This window comes from Spirosoma flavus (genome assembly GCF_054778555.1).
Map to the genome: position 1 here is coordinate 1,351,901 of NZ_BAAGZL010000001.1, position 24,643 is coordinate 1,376,543.

Sequence of the window (24,643 nt, forward strand, 5' to 3'; positions counted from 1 at the left end):
CGAGCCGCACCAGCGGCTAATCGGGTAGCCACTACACAGCCGACAGCCAGAGCCTGTCGGAGCCTTCTGCTTACTCCATTGCAACAGCCAGCGCTTTAGGCTTATGCGTCCTTTCCCGACGATTAAACATCCGGTAGATAATCGGGAAAATCAGCAGCGTCAGTACCGTAGCAGTAATTAATCCGCCAATTACGACGATGGCGAGTGGCTTCTGCGTTTCAGAACCAATTCCGGTCGATACGGCGGCTGGCAATAGACCGATAGCCGCCATGAGTGCCGTCATGATGACCGGACGTACCCGCGATTGAACACCTTCGCGAATCGCTTCGTCGAGAGGCATTTTCTGCTGTCGGTTGTTATTGAAAACCGAAATCAGGATGACGCCATTTTGCACGCAGATACCGAACAGAGCGATGAAGCCAACCCCCGCCGAAATACCGAAGTTGATGCCCGTTATATGAATCGCCAAAATGCCGCCAATCAGGGCAAACGGTACGTTCATCAGCACCAGACCCGCATCTTTAGCATTACCAAATAAGATAAACAGGATAACGAAAATGGCCGCTAAACTCAACGGAACTACCTGTCCCAGCCGGCCGGTCGCACGTACCTGGTTTTCAAATTCGCCGGTCCAGTTGATAGAATAGCCTTTGGGCAGACTTCGTAAAGCCGCATTGACCCGGTGCTGAGCATCAGCAATGGTGCTTCCTAAATCGCGCTCACGCACGGAGAATTTCACGCCGATAAACCGTTTGTTGTTATCACGATACACAAAAGCGGGGCCAGTTATCTCGCGAATGGTGGCAATCTCACGTAGCGGTATTTTACTGCCACGTAGCGTCGGTACCATCAGCCGCATAATGTCCTCTTCAGTTTTGCGGTAGCGTTCGTCGTAACGTACCCGAATATCAAATTTGCGTTCGCCTTCGTACAGAATCGACGCCGTTTTACCACCAATCGCCATTTCGATAACCGCCTGTGCATCAGCCGGAGAAACGCCGTAAAGCGCCATTTTATGGTCGTGAAAAAGGACGCTGATTTCGGGTTGGCCGATGTTCCGTAGAATACCAACGTCTTTCACGCCCGGTACGTCGCGAATGGCGGCAAGGACGGTGTTAGCCAGTTTATTCAGTTCGTTCAGGTCGTCGCCGAAGATTTTGACGGCATTGCTGGCGTTCATCCCCGCAACGGCTTCCGCTACGTTGTCGATAATCGGCTGCGAGTAGTTGTAATTGATGCCCTGAAACTGCTTCAACTTGGCATCCATTTCTTCAATCAGCTCATCCGTGGTGATCTTGCGTTTCCAATCATCCTTAGGTTTGAGGTTCACCTGCATCTGGACGTAGTAAAAACCTGATGGGTCGGTACCATCATTCGAGCGTCCCGTTTGCGATAAGACACCATTCACTTCGGGGAATTCCATCAGTTTTTGCCGGAGAACTTTAACCAGACCCACCGTTTGATTCAGCGAACTGCTCATGGGTAGCTTGGCTTCTACCCAAAGGGCACCCTCGTTCAGCGTCGGCAGGAATTCCGTGCCCATGAGCGTGGCCGATGCGAACGTAGCAGCCATAAAGGCAATGGCCGCCAGTAAGCTAAGTCGTCGGTTGGCGTAGCAACGATTAAAACCCGCCATCACGATCCGGTTGAAGAAATTGACCAGCGGATTATTCTTCTCCCGAACGTTCTTCTTCAGCAGGATAGAACACAGCAACGGCACCAGTGTTAGCGTAAATAATAGCGCACCAAGGAGCGCAAAGCCGAGCGTCCAGGCCAGGGGCGAGAACATTTTGCCTTCTACTTTCTGAAACGAGAAAATAGGAAGTAACGCCGTGATAATGATGAGTTTGGAGAAGAAAACGGCTTTGCCCAGTTCGCCACCAGTTTTCTTGATAAGACCCAGTTTACTCATTCGATTGAACTTTTCCATCCCGTTCTTATGAGCCAAATGGTCGAGCGTAACGAAAATTCCTTCGACCATCACGACAGCGCCATCGATGATGATACCGAAATCGACCGCGCCCATCGACAACAAATTGGCCGACATGCCACGGAGCTTCAAACACATGAATGCGAACAGCAGAGCCAGCGGAATAATGATGGAAACGATGACCGTGGTTCGCCAGTCGGCCATGAACAGAAACACGATGACCGTGACCAGAATAATGCCTTCTGTGAGATTGTGGAGTACGGTTCGCGTACAGAAGCTAATCAGATTATCGCGGTCGTAGAACGTAACCATCTTGACGTCGGAAGGCAAAATGCGCTCATTGAGTTCGTCGATTTTGGCTTTGGTGCGGGCCAGCACTTCGCTCGGATTTTCGTTCTTACGCATCACCACGATGCCTTCTACTACGTCGTCATTGTCGTCTAGCCCCACCTGTCCGACGCGGGGCAGATTCGATTCGGCCACTTCGGCTACGTTCTTTACGAGGACTGGATTTCCGTCGAGATCTTCCACGATCAGGTTTTCAATATCCTGAATGGATGTGAGCAGGCCGATGCCGCGTACTACGTAGGCTTGCCCGTTACGTTCGATCACATCACCGCCGACATTGATATTGCTACGTGTTACGGCCTGATAAACTTCCAATGGCGTAATGTCGTATTTGGCTAACTGCGTGGGATTTACGCGGATTTCATAACTCTTCTCCCGACCACCAAAGGCCACTACGTCGGCTATACCCGGTACGGAACGTAGCTGGCGGTCGATGATCCAGTTGTGCAGGGTGAGCAATTCGCGGCTGTCGCGGGAATTTGACTTGAGCGTGAAGCGAAAAATCTCGCCCGTTGGGCCGTAGGGTGGCTGAACATCTGGCTCGACGTTTTCGGGTAGCGACACCGTTCGGAGCTGGTTATTAACCTGTTGCCGGGCGAAAAAATCGTCTACGTCATCGTCAAAAATTACCTTGATGATACTCAGACCAAACATGGTAATGGAGCGAACGTTGGTTTTTCGCTGCACTGAGTTCATGGCCACTTCGATCGGCACGGTCACGAACCGTTCGATTTCCTCCGCCGACCGACCGTTCCACTCCGTTACGATGATGATCTGCGTATTGGTGACGTCGGGGAAGGCTTCGAGGGGGGTATTCAAATAGCTGACCACACCGGCAATCACCAGTCCGATGGTCATGAAAAAAACGAAAAAGCGGTTCTTCAGCGAGAAACCGACAATATCCCGAATGAATTTATTCATAATGCCTTAAAGAGCGAAAGAGCGAAATTGGACCGCCGGTGCGGAGCGAAAGAGCGAAAGAGTGAATGAGCGTCCTGAGTTTCGCTCATTCACTCTTTCACTCTTTAATCATTTATCGCGTCGTAGACCAGTAGCTGGTTTTTGGAAATCACTCGTTCGCCGGGTTTTAGGCCCGATTTGATGTACGCTACGTCGCCCACCGATTTTAGTACGTTCACTTCACGGGTATCAATATCGGATCGGCTTCGGAAGACCATGACAAAATGTTTCGACTGGTCGAAAATGACTGACCCAGCGGGTACCGTGGCCATCTGTCCGCCATCTTCGTAATGCAACGTAACGGTGGCGTGCATCTCCGGGCGCAGTTTCATGCCCTTATTACCCAGTCGGATACGTACCGTCATGGCTTTGGTGCCGGGGTCGAGAACAGTATAAATTTTATCGACTTTACCCCGGAATAATTCATCAGGGTAGCTGAGCGTCTGGATCGTTGCGTCCATGCCAATACGCACCCGCCCGATGTCGCTTTCGTTGACATTGGCCAGCACCCAGACTTCGCTAATCTGGCCAATAGTAAACAGATTGTCAGCATTGTCGGAACGTAGCTGCATGCCCCGGTTTACGTTTTTTTCGATCACGTAGCCATCAATGGGCGCTTTAACGGTGTACATCGACGTTTTCCCCAGCCCGTAAATTCGCGATACTTCGGCAACCCGATTGGCTTCGGCCTGCGCTTTCTCCACTTCTTTCTGAGCCGCAACGACTTCGCGTTGTGAGGTAAGTTTGGTTTCGAACAAGTCCTGAGCAACGCGTAGGTTTTTCTCAGCCAGCAGTAAATCCGACCGGGCCTGAATGCCTTGCCGTTCAATGTCAGCCACTTCGCCCGAACGTATCGACGCGATGGTCTGGCCTTTATGAACGTAATCGCCTAACTCCACCTTTACGTCCTCTACGTTACCACCAACCAGTGGAAACACTTTAATAACCCGGTTTTCGTCGGCCATCACCTTGCCTACCAGCGTGAGTTCGCTACGTACTGGCTGGGTTGTTACGCTGTCGATGGCAATCCGATGCATCATCGTATCCGATAGCATAAACGCTTTTTCATCTTCAGGCTCGGGTTTTGGCCCGCATGAAAACAAGAGCATTGCGCTGCTAATGAATAATAAAAGAGTGGTTTTCATGAGTATTCCGACTGTTGAGGCCGGTTATCTGTGGTTTTGCTGACTATCGTGATTATTTGAATAAATCTTCTCCAATGAGGTAATTGAGTTCTTCGTAAGCACTCACCCGATCGGCTTTAAGGCGGTTGAGCTGACTGATACTGTCGTTGTAGGCTTCAATCAAATCGACAAACTCGAGTAGTGAAATATTGCCTTTCTGAAAACTGGTAACAACCCCTCGGTTCAACTCGTCAAACTGCTCCGTAAACTGACCTTCAACCGACTGTACACGCCGTTCGACTTCCCGAACTTTCTGAAGCGAAGTGGCTACTTCGTTGTTCACTTGCACGATTTTCTGACGCTGCAACTGGCTTTGGTACTGGATCTGGCTACGTGCCGCCCGAATGGCGCCCTGATTGCGGTTGAAAACCGGAATATCCGCCGAAACGGACAGACCAACGTAGTTCTGAACATAGCTGCCCGCCTGGTCGTACGTACCGCCGACGCGCAGATCGGGAGTTGCCAGAGCCCGTTGCAGGTTATAATTTAATTCGGCCTGCTTGGCAAGTGATTCCGTTGCCCGCAGGTCGGGACGGTTACGTAGCGCAATCTGCTGAAGTGTATCTTCCGACTGAATCGGCAATCGGTATTGCGCCAGCGTTTCGTCAATCACTACTGGCCTAACCGGTTGATCTACACTGATTAAGGTTCGTAATGCACGCTGATCGTCGGCCAACTGAAATAAGATAGCCGTGCGGTCATTACTGATTTGAAACAGCAGGGCTTTCAAACGTAGCAATTCGCGCAGTGATACGTTGTTTCGGTTATACTGCACTTCATAAGCCGTTACGGTATTCTGCAACGTAGCCAACTGCTGATTGAACCGGGCCAGCGTTTTTTGCTGAAAATAGATGGAATAGAACCGACTGCGCAGGTCGAAGCGGAGGCCACGTAGCAAATCCAGTACCTCAAACTGCGTGAGTCGGGTAGCTTCAGCAGCCAGCGCAATTCGTTTGTTACGTTTGCCGGCGGTATACAAAAGTTGCTGAATACCAACGATTTTTTCGCCTTGGCGTCCGACATCCAGCACGCGTTGGGCATCACTATTATAAGCGCTCACCTCTAAACTGACCGTCGGATTGTCGCGCAAGCTGGCTTGTAATTCCTGCGCCTGGCTGGCTTCGAGTCGAAACCGTTCGGCTAGCAGTAGTAAATTGTTTTTTAGAAACAGACTATCAGCCTGACGTAGTGTCAAGCGAAGCGAATCCTGCTGAACTGACGTAGCAGAAGCCGTTTGTGACTGAGCAAATGATAAGTCAGATAAAGACAGGGTAGCTACGAAGACAAAAAAGAGTAGCCGCATAGATTACTGGATGTTGGGCTACAAATGTCTTTAACCTACATTAAGACAGCATTAGAACGGGATTATAGAGGCTTTAAAAAAATATTAGAAAAATATTAGAAAATAGGATATAAGCCTGATAGTCAATAGTCAGTAGTTATTGGTCGTCAGGAACCGCTACATTAATCTTGACGCCGGTGATACCTGAAAAGCCCTAAATCCGCTAAAGGGGACTTCGTTTGCACTCGAACAAAGCCCCCTTTAGCGGATTTAGGGCTTTTCAGATAGTGACTATAAATGCGGTAATGAAACCGTAAATCGGCTGCCCTTCCCTAATTGACTCTCGACAGTAAGTGTGCCCCGATGGAGTTCAATCAGCTTGGCCGAGATCGATAATCCTATACCGAATCCTTCATAACCTAATACATTCTGGGCGCGATAAAAGGGTTCGAAAATATGCTGAACGTCTTCAGTGCTCATGCCAATGCCCTGATCTTCAATACTAATCTGACAGTATTTCGTATCGGTGCTGATACGTACCTGAGCCGTATGATTGGATGAATATTTACAGGCATTGTCAACTAAGTTCAACAGGACCTGTTTGAGTAGTTCTTCGTTCCCCTGCACAACTGTTTCGGTTTCGGTTTCGGGTATATTCTGGTAATCGACTTCAACCCGATACGTTGGTTTGGCATCGACCAGCTCATCTTTCGCCACGAACACAACATCATCGATACGTACCGGCTGAAAAGGCACGTGACTACTCGATTCCATGGTGCGGGCGAGAAATAACAAGCTGTTAGTCAGTGCAATAAGTCGATCGGTGTCCGACATTAAATTTTTCAGAATTTCCTCGTATTCGTCAATCGTCAGTCGTTTTCGCAGGCCTAGCTGGATTTCTGATTTCAGGGCGGCTAAGGGCGTTCGAAGCTCGTGCGACGCGTGCGAAACAAAGCTTCGCTGCTGGTCGAAAGCCTGCTCCAGCCGTTGCATTACCGTGTTGAAATTGATGGCCAGCCGGGCAATTTCATCCTGACGATTACCTTCGTCCAGCCGTTGCTGAAGGTTGCGGGCCGTGATCGTCGATACCTGCTCATTAATCTCACTAATAGGACGTAGCGACTGCCCTGCAAAGAAAATCCCCAGCCCGATGGTAATACTTATGCCGGCCAGAAGCCCCCAGCCGAGGGTCAGGCGGAGGTTATCTAATTTACTTTTTCCGAACTGGTCATACGCCGATGCCAGCACAACCAGATTGCGGTTGTCATGCTGATAGAATAAACCGATCAGCTCATTATGACCACTAAACGTTTCCACATCTTTCCGTTGTCGTACTTCGTCTAGCAAAGAAGCCTCGTAATGAATGACTTGGTCGTCTACGCTGGAATAAATCAATCGATTTTGAGCGTCGAACACCAGCACTTTCTCGTCGAATAGCGCTGTTAACGTATTACGGTCGATAATTTTGAGGAGTTTCTGGTCTACCTCCTTCACTTCTATCAGAAAGCGAACCGTGGTCAGGGCTTTATTCTTCAGGCGATCATAAAACTCCTCGCGTCGATACGTTGCCGAAACAAAATAAATCAGCACCGAAAAGACAACCAGAATGGAGGCTACAATGAGCGAAAACTGAAGCGCAATGCGGTTACGAATGGTCATAGGCGGAGGGGTAAAGGCGGAAGGCATGAGATAAAAAGCGGAGTACAGAATAATCCGCTGCCCTTACGCTTAGGCATCTTCTTTCAGCACATATCCCAGGCCAGGGCGGGTGTGAATGAGCTTGGGTTCAAAATCACGATCTACTTTTTTGCGAAGGTAATTTACGTAGACTTCCACTACGTTAGTGCCGGGGTCGAAATTGAGATTCCATACGGTTTCGGCAATGTCAGCCTTTGACAGAACCCGGCCTTTGTTGCGCATCAGGTACTCGAGCAGGGCAAATTCGCGGGCTGTCAAATCGATCAGTGTGTTGTTACGTTTGACTTCTTTAGTCGTTACGTTGACCGTCAGATTGGCCACCTGCCAAACTTCTTCGCGGCTGGTTTCGGCTGTGTGTGATGCCCGCCGGAAGCAGGTAGCCACACGCGCAACCAGTTCGCGGAAGTCGAAGGGTTTTACCAGATAATCGTCGGCACCCAGCGAGAGCCCTTCGACTTTGTCTTCAATTTCGCCAAGAGCCGTAAGCATAATGATGGGCAATTTGGGTTTTTCAGCCCGTACGCTTCGGCAGACTTCAAAGCCATTTAGCCCCGGCAGATTAATATCGAGGATTAACAGGTCGACTCCCGGTTGCAAGGCCATTTGGCGACCATTTATCCCTTCATATACCACTTCGGTGGAATACCCCTCTTCCTGAAGCCCCCGGCTGATGTTCTGGGCGATACGTCGGTCGTCTTCAATGATCAGAATTTTCTTCATGTGCAGAGTGGTACGTCAGTATGATAGAACAATGAACGAAAGTAATTTATTACTAACGTAGCAAGTTGCAAAAAAAACTCCCCTGCTACGTGAACGCAACAGGGGAGCTTAATGAGGTCTTGAGATCGCTTACTTCGTGCCGTAACGCTTGCGGAATTTGTCAACCCGACCGGCGGTATCAACCAGTACGTTCTTACCGGTATAGAAAGGGTGCGACTGCGAACTAACTTCAATTTTGACGAGTGGGTAGGTTTTGCCTTCGAACTCGATGGTGTCTTTGGTTTGGACCGTTGAGCGCGTCAGGAACTTATAATCGCTCGACAGGTCGTGGAATACCACATCGCGGTAGTCCGGGTGAATGCCCTTTTTCATGATTTAATGCTCAGTTTCTTGTCATCTTTTCGGTTTCCGATCGAAAAGGACTGCAAAGGTACGGCGTTTTTTGCCGATTGCCAAACGTTTTTGTGGCTTCTTTTATAGCCTGATTATGAATAGGATAAATAAGTCCGTTTGCTAATAATCAGGTAATAATTCCTTGCATTGGGTTACTTTTCTTTCTATTTTCGAAACGGTTTCACCCTCCCTATAGAACAGCGTCCGTCGGTTTCTGATTACGTTGTCTTCTTCAAAGAAATTTACTTTTTTATTTCTTAGATTATTTCTAGAGAAGGCTATTGTTAAGTGATTCAGGATGACGACTTAACAATTTCTTAACCTGCTCATTAGAATTGTATGTTTTCGGGATTAGCTAAAATAGCCGAACTCTTCGGGTTGCTTTTCCGTCTGAATCAATAGAACTTTAACACTCCGAGCGCTGTCAGTATGCCAAATTCTATGAACTATTCTTTATGGTTACGTTACGATTTCTGCCCTGACAGGTTCCTTCTCACATAATACCCAATCGAGTTAAAAATCCACTTCAGCTTTCAATTTGTATTCATCATTTTCCATATATAACTAGCCCATCTACTCATGTTCGTACTAAAACGTGATGGTCGCCGGGAATCTGTCAAATTCGACAAAATCACCGCTCGAATCGAAAAACTATGCTACGGTCTGGACCCTGCTTATATTCAGCCTGTTGAAGTTGCCGTAAAAGTCGTAAGTGGTCTTTACGACGGGGTTAAAACCACCGAACTCGATAATCTGGCTGCTGAAACAGCCGCTTCGATGACCACCAAGCACCCGGACTACGCTATTCTGGCCGCCCGGATTGCCATTTCGAACCTGCACAAGGAGACGAACAAATCGTTCTCCGGCACCATCAAGAAACTTTACCAGTACGAAGACCCAAAAACCGGCGAAAATGCATCGCTGATTTCGCGGGAAGTGTATGAAGTGGTACGTCAGCACGCGGCCCTGCTCGATTCGACCATCATTTATGATCGGGATTACGGCTATGATTATTTCGGCTACAAAACTCTCGAAAAATCGTATCTGCTGAAACTCGACGGACGTATCGCCGAGCGCCCGCAACATATGCTGATGCGCGTGGCCGTTGGTATTCACCAGGAAGATATTGAGTCGGCGATTGATACATATAATCTGTTGTCGGAGAAGTGGTTTACACATGCTACTCCTACGTTGTTTAACGCGGGTACCCCAAAACCACAGATGTCGAGCTGCTTCCTGTTGACGATGCAGGACGACTCGATCGACGGGATTTATGATACGTTGAAGCAGACGGCGAAAATCTCGCAATCGGCGGGTGGTATTGGCCTGAGCATTCACAACGTTCGTGCAACGGGCACCTATATTAAAGGTACCAACGGAACCTCTAACGGAATTGTGCCGATGCTACGTGTCTTCAACGACACGGCTCGTTACGTTGACCAGGGTGGTGGCAAACGCAAAGGATCGTTCGCAATTTATCTGGAGCCCTGGCATGCAGATGTTTTTGAATTCCTGGATCTGAAAAAGAATTCGGGTAAGGAAGAAGGCCGCGCCCGCGACCTGTTCTATGCCCTCTGGACGCCTGACCTGTTCATGAAGCGCGTGGAAGCCGACGACGTTTGGTCGTTGTTCTGTCCGCACGAGTGCCCCGGTCTGGCCGATTGCTACGGCGATGAATTCGAAGCTTTGTACGAGCGTTATGAGCGCGAAGGTCGTGCCCGTCGTACGGTGAAAGCGCAGGAATTGTGGTTCAAGATTCTGGAATCACAGACGGAAACCGGTACGCCTTACATGTTGTACAAGGATGCGGCTAACAAGAAGTCGAACCAGAAAAACCTGGGTACAATCAAGTCGTCGAACCTCTGTACGGAGATTATCGAATACACCGCAGCCGACGAAGTTGCGGTTTGTAACCTGGCGTCTATCGCCCTGCCGAAGTTCATCAAGCGTGATCCAGATGGCATCATGCGATTTGATCACCAGAAACTGTATGAGGTAACGAAAACGGCTACGCGCAACCTCAACAAAATCATCGATATCAACTACTACCCGGTTGAAGAAGCCCGTCGGAGCAACATGCGCCACCGGCCAATCGGCTTGGGTGTGCAGGGGCTGGCTGATGCGTTCATCATGCTACGTATGCCGTTTGAGTCGGACGAAGCGCGTCGGTTGAACGAAGATATTTTTGAGACGATCTATTTTGGTGCCATGACGGCGTCGATGGAGCAGGCGAAAGAATACGGTCCATACGAAACCTGGAAAGGTTCACCAATTTCGCAGGGCGTCTTCCAGTTTGATATGTGGGGTGTTAAACCCAAATCAAATCGCTGGGATTGGGAAAGCCTGCGCAAGGACGTAGTAGAGCACGGTGTTCGGAACTCGCTGCTGCTGGCACCAATGCCAACGGCTTCGACCTCGCAGATTCTGGGTAACAACGAATGCTTTGAGCCGTACACCAGCAACATCTACACCCGTCGCGTACTGTCGGGCGAATTCGTAGTGGTAAATAAACACCTGCTCAAAGACCTCGTGAAACTGGGCTTGTGGAACGACACCATGAAGAATAACCTGATTCTGGCGAATGGTTCGGTGCAGCAGATTCCGAATATTCCGCAGAATATCAAAGACCTGTACAAAACGGTTTGGGAGATTAAGCAGAAACATATTATCGATATGGCTGCTGATCGGGGCGCCTACATTTGTCAGTCGCAGTCGCTGAACATCCACATTCAGGATTCGAACTTCGGCAAACTGACGTCGATGCACTTCTACGCCTGGAAAGCGGGCCTGAAAACGGGTATGTACTACCTCCGCACGAAAGCCGCTGCCGACGCCGTGAAGTTCACCGTAGTTCAGCCACAGGCCGAGCCCCAACTCGAACCCGCCATGGCCGAAACCGCGCCCATCGAAAAACCACTCGATTACGCGCAATATGCCAAAGAGCACGCGACCAACGCTACGCCAGCGCCCGTGCCGATGGTGACGGATTTAGAACAGCAATATGCCGCCATGACCTGCTCACTCGACGACCCAGAAGGTTGCGAGATGTGTGGTTCATAAGCGATTTTTTGATTTAAAAATTCAAGTTTCCGCTCTCGGCTGTGGTTCACATGGCCGGGAGTTTTTGTTTACTAACTTTGTAACGTTAAAGAAAACGTGTTATGGAACACTCACTGCTAAGTCGTGTTACACTGAATCCGAACGTTGGTCATGGTAAACCTACCATCCGTAACAAGCGGTACTTAGTCGATTCAATGCTTGAGTATCTGGCAGGAGGTGATACGATTGAAGATTTATTAGAAACCTTTCCTGATTTAGAACGTGAAGATTTATTGGCCTGCCTGCAATTTGCTGTTGAAACAATACGTCTGAAGAGCGCTAACTTGTCGGCTGCTGCATGAGATTTATTATTGATGCCCAGCCACCGCTCTTGAAGCCTCAAATCGTTTCAGCATTTCGTAGGTTTGCCGGGCAATTGGGTCTTTTTCGATCATCTCCTGTTCGATCTCATCCAAGAAGGGTTGCATAATATCTCGGATGGATTCCCGTTCGGCGGATGAAGCATGATAATACTGTAAGTGAATTTGATTTTTGATTGATTTTTGATCAGCCGCATTACTGGCTGAGCTATACTGATCAATAAGGGTCTGAATTGTCGTTTGCATAGCTTTTTTTAATTATCGTCAGAATTTAAGAACTCATCTAATTTATTAATCATATCCTGATAATAAATTGCTTTTCGGGTCAGGAACAAGTAATCTTCATCGTTAGCATTAGCAGGATAATCAATAATTTGTTGTTGAGTTTCTTCTAAATAGAAAACTAATAGTTGACGTTGAGCCAGCCACTCAGCACGTTCTTCATCACTCATACTTGGGTTATTACGGATGGATTACCAAATATACCAAACATGCTTAAATAAACTAAGATTGACAAATAATGTATTAGTTGGTTCGGGCTAGCTATCGGTAACAACTAATCGCCCGGCCTTCTCCGAGAAAGCCGGGCGATTTTAATTATGAAATTATAAGACTAAGGTAAACTGGCCGGGTCGATTTCGTCAATGTTAGCCCGGTTGTCGTGGGTGTGGTTGCCGAAACGTTTCTCTAACTGGCGTTGCAGCTTGCCCACTACATTATTGATCAATTCATACCAGTTGTCACCGGAGTCATCGGCAAATACGTCGTTGCCGGGAATGCCGTATTTGATACCAACATGTCGGTTGTTGCTACGTTGGTTTGGTTCTACTTTCAGGTACACGTCGGCGGTGATGACATCGCCTTTGTAGAAACGCCGAAGCTTGGTCAGCGCATCAAGGACGGAGTCCCGCATATCGTCATCTAAGGTGAATCCTACAGCTTCTATATCTAAGCGTACGTTGTCTAAACTTTCGTCTGATTGCATGGCACTGTGGTTTTACGTTGAGTAAGCTGCCACTTAATAGCGACAGCTTTTCTCTATAAATCCCCACAGAACTATTTTGTTTAGAGACGTACTACATATCAATTCACATCTTTCCCTTGCTGCAATTGGCCAAGAAGCCGCTCTACGTTGGCTTTGTTGTTGTTATCAGGTGCCAGAGCCAGCGCTTTTTTGCCCCAATCAGTGGCTAATTTATAATCACCTACTGCCGAATACGCCCGCATCAGGCCCATGTTTGCCATAAATACGTTAGGGTATTTTTTCGCATAATCCTGAAAATAAGCAAGCGCTTCTTTCCCCTTCTTCTGGTTTATCAACTGCCGGCCATATTGGTAGCCCTGCTGCAGGTTGGCCATCGGGAGCGCTTCTTTCATGAGCGCGTCGGCTTCGGCGGTGCGGTTCATCATGGCGAGGAGCCGGGCTTTGGTTTGTAACGTACTGAAATTCTTTTCGCCCACAAACTGCCCGTTGATGGAATAATCTGCCCAGCGCAGCCCTTCTTCAAGATTGGTTTTATGATCAGCTACGTAATTAGCTGCCTGCTGATAGGCATCCCAGCGAAATCCTTTTTCACCCCGTAATTCGTTACGTAGAGAAACCAGTTGCGTTTGTACGAGATTAACCGATACGTTAAATGGAATCGTCCATTTTTCCCACGATAGCGCAATGACCGCCGAACTGTCAGTTTCATTCATGAATTCGTATTTGAGCCGTTCCACCGATGGTTGATTTTTGAGCGGTTTCACCGAAACACGTAGTACATCTTCTTTGGGGTCGTAAAAGTAGCTGCCCCAGGACGTAGCATTCTTCGAAAAAATTACCGTTACGTCGTTTTCCTGAACGCCCATCATCAATCCATACGTACCGGCTGCCAGTGGTTTGCCTTCTACGTTGACGTCAGTGCTGAACGTAATGGTGGTGTTCTCGTTAGAACCCGCTCGCCAGGGCGACTCCTTGCTGGTACCAAAGCCCAAATCTTTGTAGCCGTAATGCACCAGTTCGCCCCAGACTTTCCCTTCGCGACCTTTTACCGCTGGGCGATCATAGTGGATCGTTACGTCGGTGATGCCGATACGTTCGGAGACGGACGCTTTTTTGTTGCCGCCATCGGCTGGAAACGTAAGCTGGGCAACGGCAGATAGCGAATTTAAACACAGCGCAACCGCACTGAACAGATAGGTAATTTTCCGCATGATTAGTTTGATAATGGAGTTTAGTAAAAGTTGGTTACTAATCCCAAAGTACTGACTTACAGACTAAGCGGGCAAGGCGAATTAGATGAACGGTTTTGCCAATACGTTATGTGGTAAACCACTAAACCGCAGACGTGAGAATCTGCATGAACTCATCGGCAGAAATGATATTGACTCTAGGAAAAGGGAGCGTTTTCAATACGTCGAAATGGGTGTCATTAGTGACAATATAATCGGCGTTACAGGCCAGCGCACAATCAACAAACTTGTTATCGTCAGGGTCGACTTTGATTAGCTCCCAACGAAAATAGCGGGTAGCCGATACTACGTTTGGGGCATTTTCAATCGTCTCTAATACATAAAATGTTCGCTCCAGACCAAGGTGATGAGGCTGGCTCAAAATTTCCTCATACTCGCTCAACATATCAGTTGTTACACAAAGTGTATACGATTCGTCGATAAACGAACGGTAAATCGAGTGGTAACGGGAGCGACTTGAAATAGAAACCAGTAAGACGTTGGTGTCAATAACGACCTTGAATGGAGGGCGTATTGAAGGGGAATTTGTTGGCGAGGCCATGTAGGATTCGTAAACTTATCCGTCGCTATCAGCCCCTTTGACTACGTCGGCGTTTATAAAGCAAAGATAGATTAATCTACCAGAAATCAAGTCAACTTACACTTAGTAGGGTGTTCGCCGATGAGTATTTAAGATTTCCGATACTTTCTTGTCATCCCAATTTTGCTCATCCCAAATCTGGTCCGCGCCGTCGATGGCTTTCTGCGCAAAATACTTCACAATCATACGTTTAATGGCTATCCAATCCGCATCGTCGACCTTGTGCGAGAACATCTTCAGCAGCTCTAGCTGAGGTTCGGTAAGAGGGGTTTGCAGGTTGTTTTCCATGTTTGTAATCGCAGCGACCTACTGTATGAACGTTCTTATCAATACGTTTTGTTTCGTAAGAAAACAAAGGTAACGAGAAATCTGAACCCGCACGTAGTCTGCCTGTTGCGGCAAATTTCCGTATCTTTGCACTTATTTTTTTACCGGCCGGGTCGCTGCTGAGGCAAACAGCGCGATTTAGGCCGTTTTGATTCTCTCAGCCGTGAAGTATCAGCAATATGAGTCCCTCGATTACGCGAAGATCGCGGCCGAGGTTTTGACCTACTGGAATCAGAATCAGGTATTTGAGCAGTCCGTCGCTATCCGCGATGGGAAGCCGACTTTTACATTCTACGAAGGCCCGCCATCGGCCAACGGAACACCGGGTATTCACCACGTAATGGCCCGGACGATTAAAGATATTTTCTGCCGATACAAGACGTTACAAGGCTTTCAGGTCGAACGGAAGGGCGGCTGGGATACGCATGGCCTGCCGATTGAATTGCAGGTAGAAAAAGAGCTGGGTATCACGAAAGACGATATCGGCAAACCCGAATCTGAAGGCGGTATCAGCGTTGAGGAATACAACCGCAAGTGCCGCGAAACGGTGATGCGTTTTACCGATCAGTGGAACGACCTCACCCAGAAAATGGGCTACTGGGTCGACCTGGATAATCCGTATATCACCTACAAAAACGAATACATTGAATCTGTCTGGTGGCTATTGAAGCAGCTGTACGACAAGGATTTACTGTATAAAGGCTATACCATCCAGCCGTATTCGCCCAAGGCTGGAACGGGCCTGAGTTCGCACGAGCTGAACATGCCCGGTACGTACAAGGACGTGCGCGATACGACCATCGTGGCGCAGTTCAAGGTGAAGCCAACGGGCAAATCAGGGTTCCTGTTCTTTGATTCGTCCGATGCCGATATCTACATTCTGGCCTGGACAACTACGCCTTGGACCTTACCAGCGAACTCGGCCCTGACGGTTGGTAAAGACATTGACTACGTACTAGTTAGAACGTTCAACCCGTATACGTTTGAGGCCATCCACGTAGTGCTGGCGAAGGCGTTGGTGAGTCGCTGGTTTAACGAAAAAGGCCACCAAACTGACCCGAATGGCGCGGCTTTTGATACGTATCTGCCCAATGATAAAGTGATTCCATGGGCGGTTGTTTCTGAGTTTAAAGGAGCGCATCTCGAAGGCGTTGAGTATGAGCAGCTATTACCATACGTAACGCCTGATGTTCCTGCTTTCCGGGTTATTCTCGGCGATTTCGTAACGACTGAAGATGGTACGGGCGTGGTTCACACCTCACCAACGTTCGGTGCCGACGACTTTCGGGTAGCGCAGGCTGCGGGTATTCCGCCGATTATGGTGAAGGATGAAACCGGGAAGGACGTACCGATTGTGGATAAACACGGTCAGTTTGTGGCCGAAATCACGGATTTTGCCGGACGCTACGTTAAGGAGGAATATTATTCCGACGAAGAACGCGACGCGCCCGATTTCAAGCCGACTGACGTCTTGATCGCCATCAAGCTGAAGGAGGAAAACAAAGCTTTTCGCGTTGAGAAATACGAACACCCGTACCCGCACTGCTGGCGGACTGATAAACCGATTTTGTACTATCCGCTCGATAGTTGGTTTATCCGCACCACGGCGGCAAAAGATCGGCTGGTCGAACTGAACAAAACTATCAACTGGCAGCCCGAAAGTACGGGAACGGGCCGCTTTGGCAACTGGCTCGAAAATCTAGTCGACTGGAACCTGAGCCGCAGCCGTTTCTGGGGAACGCCGTTGCCGATCTGGCGCAGCGAAACGCGTGAAGAAGTTTGTATCGGTTCGGTGGAAGAGTTGAGAGAACGGGTGCAAAAAGCGCAGTGGAGCGATGCCCTAACCGATGAGCAACGTAGTAAAAACGGTGCTTTCCTGCATCAGCTTTCTGTGGGCGATTATGACCTTCACCGGCCTTATGTCGATGAAGTGTATTTCGTTTCGGACAGTGGCAAAGTCATGCAGCGCGAGTCTGACCTGATTGATGTTTGGTTCGATTCGGGCGCGATGCCGTATGCGCAATGGCATTATCCGTTCGAAAATAAAGATGTGTTCGACAAAGCTTATCCGGCCGATTTCATCTCGGAAGGTGTCGATCAGACGCGCGGCTGGTTCTTTACGCTCCACGCTATTGCGGGGATGCTGTTCGATTCGGTGGCGTTTAAGAACGTAGTGTCGACGGGATTAGTGCTTGATAAAAACGGCAACAAAATGTCGAAACGGTTGGGTAACGCCGTCGATCCATTTGCTACCTTGGCGCAATACGGTCCTGATGCGACGCGCTGGTACATGATCACCAACGCCGAGCCGTGGGACAACCTGAAATTCAACATCGACGGCATTGGCGAGGTGCAGCGGAAACTATTCGGTACGTTGTCGAACACGTATAATTTCTTCGCGCTCTACGCTAATCTGGACGCGTTCTCGTTCGCTGGACGTAGCGTTCCCGTAGCCGAACGACCAGAGCTTGACCGCTGGATTATCTCAAAACTGCAATCGTTGATTCAGGAAGTGGAACGTCAATTCGACAGCTACAACCCAACAAAAGCGGGTCGTGCCGTTCAGGATTTTGTGAATGATCAATTGTCGAACTGGTACGTTCGGTTGTCGCGCCGGCGTTTTTGGCAAGGGGAGATGACTATTGATAAACGGGCGGCTTACGAAACGTTGCACGAATGTTTGACTACGGTGGCGCAACTGATGTCGCCCATCGCGCCGTTCTACGCGGACTGGCTGTATCGCAACCTCACCGAAGGCGCTACGTCGGTTCACCTGACGGATTTTCCGGTGGCTGATCAATCGCTGATCAATACTGAACTTGAAGAGTCGATGGATGGCGCACAGGGCGTTTCTTCGCTGGTACACTCGTTACGTAAGGGTCACAAACTCAAAGTACGTCAGCCACTTAGCCGCGTGCTGATTCCGGTTTTGAATGCGAATACGCGTCGGCAACTTTCGCACGTAGCACCGATCATTATGTCGGAAGTGAACGTGAAAGCGGTTGAGTTTGTCGATGATGCGAGTGGCATTTTGAAGAAACGGGTAAAACCAAACTTTAAAGCCCTTGGTCCGAAATTCGGCAAGCAAATGAAAGACGTAGCGGCTGCCATTACGTCCATGAATGAAGAACAACTTCGTGAACTTGAAGCTACTGATTATCTCAAAATTGGCGAGTACGAACTTCGTCTGGCCGACGTCGAAATTCAGACTGAAGACATTCCCGGTTGGTTAGTAGCCAGCGAAGGCGGACTGACCGTTGCGCTCGACGTGAACGTAACGGACGAGCTGCGTGGCGAAGGTATTGCCCGTGATTTTGTGAACCGCGTACAAAACCTACGTAAAGACCGCGATTTTGCCGTTACCGACAAGATAAAAATTCAATTAGAACGTAACGACGCGGTGCTGGCGACGGCTATCGAAACCAATCGCGACTACATCAGTCAGGAAGTTCAGGCTGTATCGCTCGAACTCGTGCCAGATCTGAACGGTTCGGCCACTGAGATTGATATGGACGAATTCCGGCTACGTATCAAAGTAGATAAAGCGTAACAATTAACGTTCATTACGTTTCATTGTGAACGTAACGTTTAAAAAGGCATCTCTCAAGTTTGGGAGGTGCCCTTTTTTGTTTGTTGGTAATGCTGAAGGCCCCGACAGGCTCTGGCTGTCGGAGTTGCGAAAGCGACTAACCAGACCATCCGGCAACTCCGACAGCCAGAGCCTGTCGGGGCCTTCCATGTCCACAATAAGCACAAACGACTCAAGAAAATTGTGCAACGGCATGAATGTTGTATAAGGCTAGTTATTCCTGTAGTCATTTTCCCTGATTACCCTGCGGGCATAGCTGCGTAGCACGAAATCGCGCAAGGGTGTAAGCCATTTGGTAGGGACGAATGCTACGTTCACTTTAAATCTTGTACGACTTTGATCGATTATTTACGCACAACGCTGCACTCATTTGTCAATAATTATCAGGCCGTTATGTGGCGGTTGCGAGAGTGCTCACTCAATGATGAACAATTAGGAATTTCGATTGGCCTCAGCGGGAATGCCATCCGGAATCGTCGCGCCAAACCAGACCTTTGGAAATTGTCGGACGTCGAACGGCTGGCGTCGCTTTTTGCCCTGCCATCCACAGCCAGCATTCAATTAAGCCAGGTTTTAGACGATATGCCTTCGCGAATGAAAACGCTCCCGGCCGATGAGAGACGACGTATCGAACGGATATTACTGCTCAAAACCAGCCAACTCGAATCATATAACAAAAACGACTGGCCGGTACGTTACCTCCTCCGAATGCACCGTTCGCTGCTCACCGTCAGCCGGTAAGGTAACGGCCCACATAATATTGGGGTAATATAGGATGTTCTGACCGAGGTCTGTATTTTTGTGGTAATCTCTTTGATAACCACATGAAATCCACACGTTTTGTAATTGTTTTTTACTTCCTGATTTTTGTTCGGATTGTTTATGCGCAGGATGCGAAAATAACGAGGGGCCCTTATCTGCAGGTACTTACGCCAACTTCGGTTGTCGTTCGCTGGCAAACTGATCAGCCCACCAAAGGACGAATATGGTATGGTTTGCAGTCAAATCAGCTTACCGGCAATCAGAGCGAATCTCAAACAGGAACTGAACATAATCTGACAATAACGGGCCTACAGCCTTCCACGCGCTACGTTTACGCTGTTGGGTACGACGAAAAACAACTAGGAGCAGGCGACGATTACTACGTTAAAACAGCTCCCGTTCCGGGCGATAAGCGTCCCGTTCGGTTCTGGGTACTTGGCGATTTTGGTGTACCTACCGAAAACCAGAAAAACGTTTATAAATCTTATCTGGATGCCACCATCAATAAACGTGCTGATGTGTGGGTATGGCTGGGCGATAATGCCTATAACTACGGACAGGAAGCTGAGTACAATTCGGCCGTATTTTCGTTTTATGCGCCAACGCTTCGGAGTCTGCCCATCTTTCCGACGCCCGGGAACCATGATTACTCTGACAGTGAGGTGAATTTTAACATTCCCTACTACAACCTGTTTTCATTTCCGCAAAATGGTGAAGCTGGTGGGGTGCCTTCAGGATCAAAGTCTTATTTCTCAGCCGATTACGGTAGTGTTCACCTCATCTCGCTCGATTCGCAGGGACGTGAGAATGGGCAGTTTCGGCTGTATGATACCACGACTACCCAGGTGCAGTGGCTAAAGCGCGATCTGGCTGCGAATAAACTGCCCTGGACAATTGTCATTTTCCACCATCCGCCCTACAGCAAAGGAGGACACAATTCGGACACAGAAGAGTCGATGCGGCTCCTGCGCGAAAACCTGACGCCTATTCTGGAACGTTATGGGGTGGATTTGGTAATAAGCGGGCATAGTCACGGCTATGAACGAACGTATCGCATAAAAGATTTACGTGGACTTGCCAATTCCTATGATAAAGGTAGACACCTCATCGAGAATACGACGGGGCGTTACGATGGCTCACCTAATTCATGCCCGATTCTGACGAAAGGCCAGGGTACAGTGTATATAGTGAATGGATCAGGGGGGCAACTGGGTGGAAACTCGCCCGATTTTCCGCACCCGGCTACCGTTTATAACAACGTAACGGTTGGCGGTTCCATGTTGATCGACGTAACGGATAATCGGCTGGATGCGCAGTTTCTAACGGCGAATGGTTCTATTCAGGATCGATTTACCATGATGAAAAATGCGAATAAAACCATTGCCCTAACCACCGAATTTGCCGATACGTTACAATTTTCAGCCTCTTGGATAGGCGATTACCGATGGCCAGGCGGGTCATCGGAGCGTACGTTTCGCTACGTTGCTGATAAAGAAGGAGCTTTCCCGATTACCGTTTCAGATGGACAGCGGTGTTTAGTTGACCAGTTTAACGTAACAGTGCTGCCTCCGCCCCGTTTAACCGCCAAAACCGGCGTCACCTCGTCAATTTGTGCGGGTAGTACGTTCAGCGTTACAGCTACACCCGAGAATACGACCAAAGCTGCTGGCTGGCAGTATGATATTCTGCTTTCCGACGCGTCGGGAAATTTTACGACAGAGCGGATCGTGGGTTCTGGGCCGCTCGCTACGTTAAAGGCGACGCTTCCGGCCGGACTTTCCGTTGGAACTGGTTATCGGGTGCGGGTTCGTCCGCGAGGTATTCCCTACGCCGATCTTGTAGCCAGTGATGTGTTTGCAATCAAAGCCCCACCAACGGCCACGCTGGCAGGCCCGGCGACGGTATTACAGGGCCAGCCAGCGTCATTAACCATAACCCTTACGGGCGATGGCCCCTGGACCGGTACGTTATCAAATGGGGTTACTTTTTCAGCCACCGCTAGTCCTGCTATAGTTCCTATCCAGGTTACCGCCACTACGTCCTATTCCGTTGCCAGCCTTGAAAATGCCTGTGGTAAAGGAACGTCGTCGGGACAGGTTGCCGTCAATTATCTGCTGCCAAAAGTGACAGCCAGAACCGCTGCAACGGTTTGCGTTGGGGGTAGTTTCGACGTAACGGCGGTTCTCGAAAATGCGTATCAGCCTGAAAACTGGCAATACGACGTATTGCTTTCGGATGCAACCGGCAATTTTCCTAACGATAATCTGGTCGGTACAGGCATGTCGACTGGACTCAGGGCCACGATTCCAGCTAACATACCGGCTGGTTCTGGTTATCGGATTCGGATTCGTCCGCGTAGTGTTTCAAATACACAACTGGTTCCGAGCGATCCGTTTACCATTAAGACCTTGCCAACCGCTACGTTGACAGGATCGACGTCCGTATTGCAGGGGCAGACTGCTTCGCTTTCGTTGGCGTTTACAGGTGAAGCGCCGTGGCAGGGCAGCCTCTCCGACGGAACTAACTTTGTGAGCAGCGTTACACCAACCGAACTCCGCGTTCGACCCGCTCAAACTACTACGTATTCGGTGGCGAGTGTTGAAAACAGCTGCGGTAAAGGAACCACATCCGGGCAGGCCGCTATAACGGTAGTGATACCGACCGAAGCTGAAAAATTTGCTGGTGGACAAGTATGGATTTACCCGAATCCTACGCATGACGTATTGCGGATTGAACTCACGCTGGTCCAGAAAAAGGACGTAACGCTGCATATGCGCGACTTGCAGGGACGATCGGTTTATCAGAAGCCGTTTGGCCCCGTTTCTTCCTTGACGGAATCCATTCAAATGCCTGACGTTACAGGGACGTATTTACTTACGATCCAAGTCGGCCAGGAAATGCTGACGCGTAAAATCGTGAAGCAGTAAACGTATCGATTACGCATTGGTCTGATTATTAGAAGATAACTTTCTGCTGTATGCATTATTTTCTGAAATCGTGGTTGCTGGTAGCAGGCGTATTTTTTATCGTTGCCAGCTGTAAGCCTACAGAAGACGCCCTGCCAGCACCGACGACGGACGGTCTTAATACGTTTGGCTGCAAAATCAACGGTAAGGTTTGGATTGCCAACGGCATTCGTAACGATCAGGGACCAGCTGCTAAGGCAATCGAGGTAGAATACAGGCAGTTAAGTCCCACTACGTTCTATTTATTCATTCACACGAATGCCAGCACCAAAGACCGCGTTCAATTATCGCTGCCCAAAGGCGTGATGGGTACTAACAGGTTGAAAAATCTGTATGATGACCCTTTCGCTGTATACTACGATAATCAATCCAGGATTTTTACGTCGATGGAAGCGAATCCGGGGAAAGTAGTGATCACGCGGCTGGATACAATCAATCGAATTGTATCGGGAACTTTCGAATTCAATGGGCAATATCCTGTCAGCAAGGATATTGTGCGAGTTACCGAGGGCCGGTTCGATATCAATATGGACAAGCTGTAGCGAAGCTTTGCCAGAACGAGCCTGTTTCTTTACAGTAATTGGCCCACGCCAAACAGTATAACAAACAATAGCGTAGAAAGAGCCAGTTGGCCCAGGCGTGCGTTGAGTTCAACGGGGCGCTTATGCGTTGCCACCGCGCGGCCGTTCAGTAGGAAGAGCGGAAAGGCAAGAAGATACAGATAGCTGACCCAGGCTGCATCGGTCAGGAAGGAATAAATCAGGGCGCAGAACATACCCGTTAATAATAATCCCCAGTGGTAACGAATCGCCAAAAGCAAACCGATTCGAGCCGGAATCGACTTTTTGCCGGTCATCGTATCGGTTTCAATATCGCGGATGTTGTTGACGTTAAGAACGCCCGTTGCAAACAAGCCAACACTTGTAGCGGGAAGTAACAACAGTGGATCAAACGAGAGGGTATGTAAAAAATAAGTACCTAATACGCCCACCCAGCCAAAGAAAATGAGTACAGCAATATCCCCAAATCCAGCGTAACCATAGGGCCGTTTGCCGTTGGTGTAGCCGATAGCAGCCGCAATACTTAACAAACCAATAATTAGAAAAAACCAGAACAGTTCTGCACCGGCGTCCCGAAAGGCAACCACCAGCAGCCCAATACCGCTAATCAGCGCCAGAACACTCGTAATCACAATGCCCCGAAGCATGGATTCTTTAGTGATATCGCCGGTAGCCACTGCCCGACGTGGCCCAACCCGAAGTTCGGTGTCTTTCCCCGAAACGGCGTCGCCATAATCGTTGGCGAAATTGGAAAGTATTTGCAGGAAAATCGTGGTGAGAACGGCCAGTAAAGCAATCGGCCAGCTAAACCGACCACTGGCAGCTGCCAGAAAACTACCCAAAATAATGCTGGCCAGCGAAAGCGGCAACGTACGCGGCCGGGCAGCGGCAATCCAATTTTTCATAATCAAAGAGTGAAAGAGCGAAAGAGTGAATGAGCGAAACCATCCGGAAACAAATTGGCCGACAGGTTCTTTCGCTCATTCACTCTTTCGCTCTTTCGCTAATTAAATTCCAACGGCTTTCTTGAACTCTTCGTCTTCGGGTTTCACTTTCGAACCGAAGAAATTGGTCAGTTTGCCTTCTTCGTTAATTACGTATTTACAGAAATTCCAGGTAGGAGCCTGCTCGTTCCATCCGTTCATTTCTTTAGTTGTCAGCCATTTGTAAAGCGGAGCCTGGTCGTCGCCCAGTACAGATACTTTCTCGAACATCGGGAACGTAACACCGTAGTTTTTCTGGCAGAACGTAGCAATTTCTTCGTTAGAGCCGGGTTCCTGACTTTTGAAATTGTTGGCTGGGAAACCTAATACAACGATTTTGCTGCCGTGCTCTTTGTAGAATTTCTCCCAATCAGCGTATTGTGGTGTGAAACCGCATTTCGATGCTACGTTCAGAATGACCACCTTTTTGCCTTTGAAGCCACTCAGTGACACGGCTTTACCATCAATCGACTTCACTGTGAAATCATACAGCGTTTTGGTGGGTGCTTTGGCATCGGCTGGTGCCGAAATAGCTGCATTCCCGCCAAACAAAAGTCCTTTCAGCGTTGAGAATGAAATAAAACTAGATAACATAAATACAGACGCAAGCGCCGTCAGGGTAAACACAAAATTCTTTTTCATGGTTGGTTGTTTGGTCAAAAGTTAACTGCAAATCTAAATACGTTATGCAAGCGACGTTGGATTTA

The 24,643-nt window shown here is 48.8% G+C and carries 21 protein-coding genes; 6 read left to right on the forward strand and 15 right to left on the reverse strand.

The genetic code is table 11. The features are described from left to right. Positions 1–70: 70 nt before the first annotated feature. The 6 genes from ACYVF1_RS05200 to ACYVF1_RS05225 form a co-directional block, all read right to left on the reverse strand. On the reverse strand, positions 71–3,199 hold the full coding sequence (locus tag ACYVF1_RS05200; protein WP_461076308.1) for an efflux RND transporter permease subunit: 3,129 nt from the start codon (positions 3,197–3,199) through the stop codon (positions 71–73). 104 nt (positions 3,200–3,303) lie between these two features. Then, positions 3,304–4,383, reverse strand: a complete 1,080-nt coding sequence (locus ACYVF1_RS05205; protein WP_461076310.1) for an efflux RND transporter periplasmic adaptor subunit — start codon at positions 4,381–4,383, stop codon at positions 3,304–3,306. Between the two features lie 52 nt (positions 4,384–4,435). Continuing rightward, the gene (locus tag ACYVF1_RS05210) at positions 4,436–5,725 is read right to left on the reverse strand and encodes a TolC family protein (RefSeq protein ID WP_461076312.1); all 1,290 of its coding nucleotides are present in this window, start codon (positions 5,723–5,725) and stop codon (positions 4,436–4,438) included. Between the two features lie 270 nt (positions 5,726–5,995). Continuing rightward, positions 5,996–7,363, reverse strand: coding sequence for a sensor histidine kinase (locus ACYVF1_RS05215; RefSeq protein ID WP_461076314.1), 1,368 nt, complete (start codon positions 7,361–7,363; stop codon positions 5,996–5,998). A 69-nt stretch (positions 7,364–7,432) separates the two neighbouring features. After that, positions 7,433–8,122 (reverse strand): response regulator, encoded by a 690-nt coding sequence (locus ACYVF1_RS05220; RefSeq protein WP_461076316.1) that lies wholly within the window; start codon positions 8,120–8,122, stop codon positions 7,433–7,435. A gap of 129 nt (positions 8,123–8,251) precedes the next feature. Next, the gene (locus ACYVF1_RS05225; RefSeq protein ID WP_461076318.1) at positions 8,252–8,494 is read right to left on the reverse strand and encodes a type B 50S ribosomal protein L31; all 243 of its coding nucleotides are present in this window, start codon (positions 8,492–8,494) and stop codon (positions 8,252–8,254) included. A 600-nt stretch (positions 8,495–9,094) separates the two neighbouring features. Here ACYVF1_RS05225 and ACYVF1_RS05230 point away from each other — a divergent pair. Next, the gene (locus tag ACYVF1_RS05230) at positions 9,095–11,575 is read left to right on the forward strand and encodes a ribonucleoside-diphosphate reductase subunit alpha (RefSeq protein ID WP_461076320.1); all 2,481 of its coding nucleotides are present in this window, start codon (positions 9,095–9,097) and stop codon (positions 11,573–11,575) included. Positions 11,576–11,676: 101 nt separating this feature from the next. Beyond that, positions 11,677–11,916 carry a DUF433 domain-containing protein gene (locus tag ACYVF1_RS05235; RefSeq protein WP_461076322.1) on the forward strand — a complete coding sequence of 80 codons (240 nt, stop codon included), beginning with the start codon at positions 11,677–11,679 and terminating at the stop codon, positions 11,914–11,916. Positions 11,917–11,922: 6 nt separating this feature from the next. Here ACYVF1_RS05235 and ACYVF1_RS05240 read toward each other — a convergent pair whose 3' ends face one another. The 6 genes from ACYVF1_RS05240 to ACYVF1_RS05265 all read right to left on the reverse strand — a co-directional run bounded on the left by ACYVF1_RS05240 (position 11,923) and on the right by ACYVF1_RS05265 (position 15,037). Next, positions 11,923–12,180 (reverse strand): hypothetical protein, encoded by a 258-nt coding sequence (locus tag ACYVF1_RS05240; protein ID WP_461076324.1) that lies wholly within the window; start codon positions 12,178–12,180, stop codon positions 11,923–11,925. Positions 12,181–12,188: 8 nt separating this feature from the next. Beyond that, positions 12,189–12,386: a hypothetical protein gene (locus ACYVF1_RS05245; protein ID WP_461076326.1), complete on the reverse strand. Its 198-nt coding sequence runs from the start codon at positions 12,384–12,386 to the stop codon at positions 12,189–12,191. 161 nt (positions 12,387–12,547) lie between these two features. Next, positions 12,548–12,919 carry an HPF/RaiA family ribosome-associated protein gene (locus tag ACYVF1_RS05250; RefSeq protein ID WP_461076328.1) on the reverse strand — a complete coding sequence of 124 codons (372 nt, stop codon included), beginning with the start codon at positions 12,917–12,919 and terminating at the stop codon, positions 12,548–12,550. Positions 12,920–13,017: 98 nt separating this feature from the next. Further along, positions 13,018–14,130 carry a DUF2911 domain-containing protein gene (locus ACYVF1_RS05255; RefSeq protein ID WP_461076330.1) on the reverse strand — a complete coding sequence of 371 codons (1,113 nt, stop codon included), beginning with the start codon at positions 14,128–14,130 and terminating at the stop codon, positions 13,018–13,020. Positions 14,131–14,251: 121 nt separating this feature from the next. Next, positions 14,252–14,710: a putative toxin-antitoxin system toxin component, PIN family gene (locus ACYVF1_RS05260; protein ID WP_461076332.1), complete on the reverse strand. Its 459-nt coding sequence runs from the start codon at positions 14,708–14,710 to the stop codon at positions 14,252–14,254. 102 nt (positions 14,711–14,812) lie between these two features. Next, the gene (locus ACYVF1_RS05265) at positions 14,813–15,037 is read right to left on the reverse strand and encodes a hypothetical protein (protein ID WP_461076334.1); all 225 of its coding nucleotides are present in this window, start codon (positions 15,035–15,037) and stop codon (positions 14,813–14,815) included. Positions 15,038–15,239: 202 nt separating this feature from the next. Here ACYVF1_RS05265 and ileS point away from each other — a divergent pair, with 202 nt between their 5' ends. After that, on the forward strand, positions 15,240–18,626 hold the full coding sequence (gene ileS / locus ACYVF1_RS05270) for an isoleucine--tRNA ligase (protein WP_461076336.1): 3,387 nt from the start codon (positions 15,240–15,242) through the stop codon (positions 18,624–18,626). Positions 18,627–18,629: 3 nt separating this feature from the next. Here ileS and ACYVF1_RS05275 read toward each other — a convergent pair whose 3' ends face one another. Further along, on the reverse strand, positions 18,630–18,854 hold the full coding sequence (locus ACYVF1_RS05275) for a hypothetical protein (protein WP_461076338.1): 225 nt from the start codon (positions 18,852–18,854) through the stop codon (positions 18,630–18,632). A 147-nt stretch (positions 18,855–19,001) separates the two neighbouring features. Here ACYVF1_RS05275 and ACYVF1_RS05280 point away from each other — a divergent pair, with 147 nt between their 5' ends. The 3 genes from ACYVF1_RS05280 to ACYVF1_RS05290 all read left to right on the forward strand — a co-directional run bounded on the left by ACYVF1_RS05280 (position 19,002) and on the right by ACYVF1_RS05290 (position 22,935). Next, positions 19,002–19,406: a hypothetical protein gene (locus ACYVF1_RS05280; protein WP_461076340.1), complete on the forward strand. Its 405-nt coding sequence runs from the start codon at positions 19,002–19,004 to the stop codon at positions 19,404–19,406. A gap of 83 nt (positions 19,407–19,489) precedes the next feature. Then, a complete protein-coding gene (locus tag ACYVF1_RS05285; protein WP_461076342.1) occupies positions 19,490–22,354 on the forward strand; it encodes a metallophosphoesterase in 2,865 nt (954 codons plus the stop codon). Between the two features lie 50 nt (positions 22,355–22,404). Continuing rightward, positions 22,405–22,935, forward strand: a complete 531-nt coding sequence (locus tag ACYVF1_RS05290) for a Riean_0653 family protein (protein ID WP_461076344.1) — start codon at positions 22,405–22,407, stop codon at positions 22,933–22,935. A gap of 29 nt (positions 22,936–22,964) precedes the next feature. On the opposite strand, the gene ACYVF1_RS05295 is transcribed toward ACYVF1_RS05290, so the two are convergent. Continuing rightward, the gene (locus ACYVF1_RS05295) at positions 22,965–23,858 is read right to left on the reverse strand and encodes a 1,4-dihydroxy-2-naphthoate polyprenyltransferase (RefSeq protein WP_461076346.1); all 894 of its coding nucleotides are present in this window, start codon (positions 23,856–23,858) and stop codon (positions 22,965–22,967) included. A gap of 102 nt (positions 23,859–23,960) precedes the next feature. Beyond that, a complete protein-coding gene (locus ACYVF1_RS05300) occupies positions 23,961–24,578 on the reverse strand; it encodes a glutathione peroxidase (protein ID WP_461076348.1) in 618 nt (205 codons plus the stop codon). Positions 24,579–24,643: the final 65 nt, after the last annotated feature.

Coding starts and splice junctions, on each gene's coding strand:
- ACYVF1_RS05200 (WP_461076308.1), bottom strand. CDS start 3,199: ATGAATAAATTCATTCGGGATATTGTCGGTTTCTCGCTGAAGAACCGC.
- ACYVF1_RS05205 (WP_461076310.1), bottom strand. CDS start 4,383: ATGAAAACCACTCTTTTATTATTCATTAGCAGCGCAATGCTCTTGTTT.
- ACYVF1_RS05210 (WP_461076312.1), bottom strand. CDS start 5,725: ATGCGGCTACTCTTTTTTGTCTTCGTAGCTACCCTGTCTTTATCTGAC.
- ACYVF1_RS05215 (WP_461076314.1), bottom strand. CDS start 7,363: ATGACCATTCGTAACCGCATTGCGCTTCAGTTTTCGCTCATTGTAGCC.
- ACYVF1_RS05220 (WP_461076316.1), bottom strand. CDS start 8,122: ATGAAGAAAATTCTGATCATTGAAGACGACCGACGTATCGCCCAGAAC.
- ACYVF1_RS05225 (WP_461076318.1), bottom strand. CDS start 8,494: ATGAAAAAGGGCATTCACCCGGACTACCGCGATGTGGTATTCCACGAC.
- ACYVF1_RS05230 (WP_461076320.1), top strand. CDS start 9,095: ATGTTCGTACTAAAACGTGATGGTCGCCGGGAATCTGTCAAATTCGAC.
- ACYVF1_RS05235 (WP_461076322.1), top strand. CDS start 11,677: ATGGAACACTCACTGCTAAGTCGTGTTACACTGAATCCGAACGTTGGT.
- ACYVF1_RS05240 (WP_461076324.1), bottom strand. CDS start 12,180: ATGCAAACGACAATTCAGACCCTTATTGATCAGTATAGCTCAGCCAGT.
- ACYVF1_RS05245 (WP_461076326.1), bottom strand. CDS start 12,386: ATGAGTGATGAAGAACGTGCTGAGTGGCTGGCTCAACGTCAACTATTA.
- ACYVF1_RS05250 (WP_461076328.1), bottom strand. CDS start 12,919: ATGCAATCAGACGAAAGTTTAGACAACGTACGCTTAGATATAGAAGCT.
- ACYVF1_RS05255 (WP_461076330.1), bottom strand. CDS start 14,130: ATGCGGAAAATTACCTATCTGTTCAGTGCGGTTGCGCTGTGTTTAAAT.
- ACYVF1_RS05260 (WP_461076332.1), bottom strand. CDS start 14,710: ATGGCCTCGCCAACAAATTCCCCTTCAATACGCCCTCCATTCAAGGTC.
- ACYVF1_RS05265 (WP_461076334.1), bottom strand. CDS start 15,037: ATGGAAAACAACCTGCAAACCCCTCTTACCGAACCTCAGCTAGAGCTG.
- ACYVF1_RS05285 (WP_461076342.1), top strand. CDS start 19,490: ATGAAATCCACACGTTTTGTAATTGTTTTTTACTTCCTGATTTTTGTT.
- ACYVF1_RS05290 (WP_461076344.1), top strand. CDS start 22,405: ATGCATTATTTTCTGAAATCGTGGTTGCTGGTAGCAGGCGTATTTTTT.
- ACYVF1_RS05295 (WP_461076346.1), bottom strand. CDS start 23,858: ATGAAAAATTGGATTGCCGCTGCCCGGCCGCGTACGTTGCCGCTTTCG.
- ACYVF1_RS05300 (WP_461076348.1), bottom strand. CDS start 24,578: ATGAAAAAGAATTTTGTGTTTACCCTGACGGCGCTTGCGTCTGTATTT.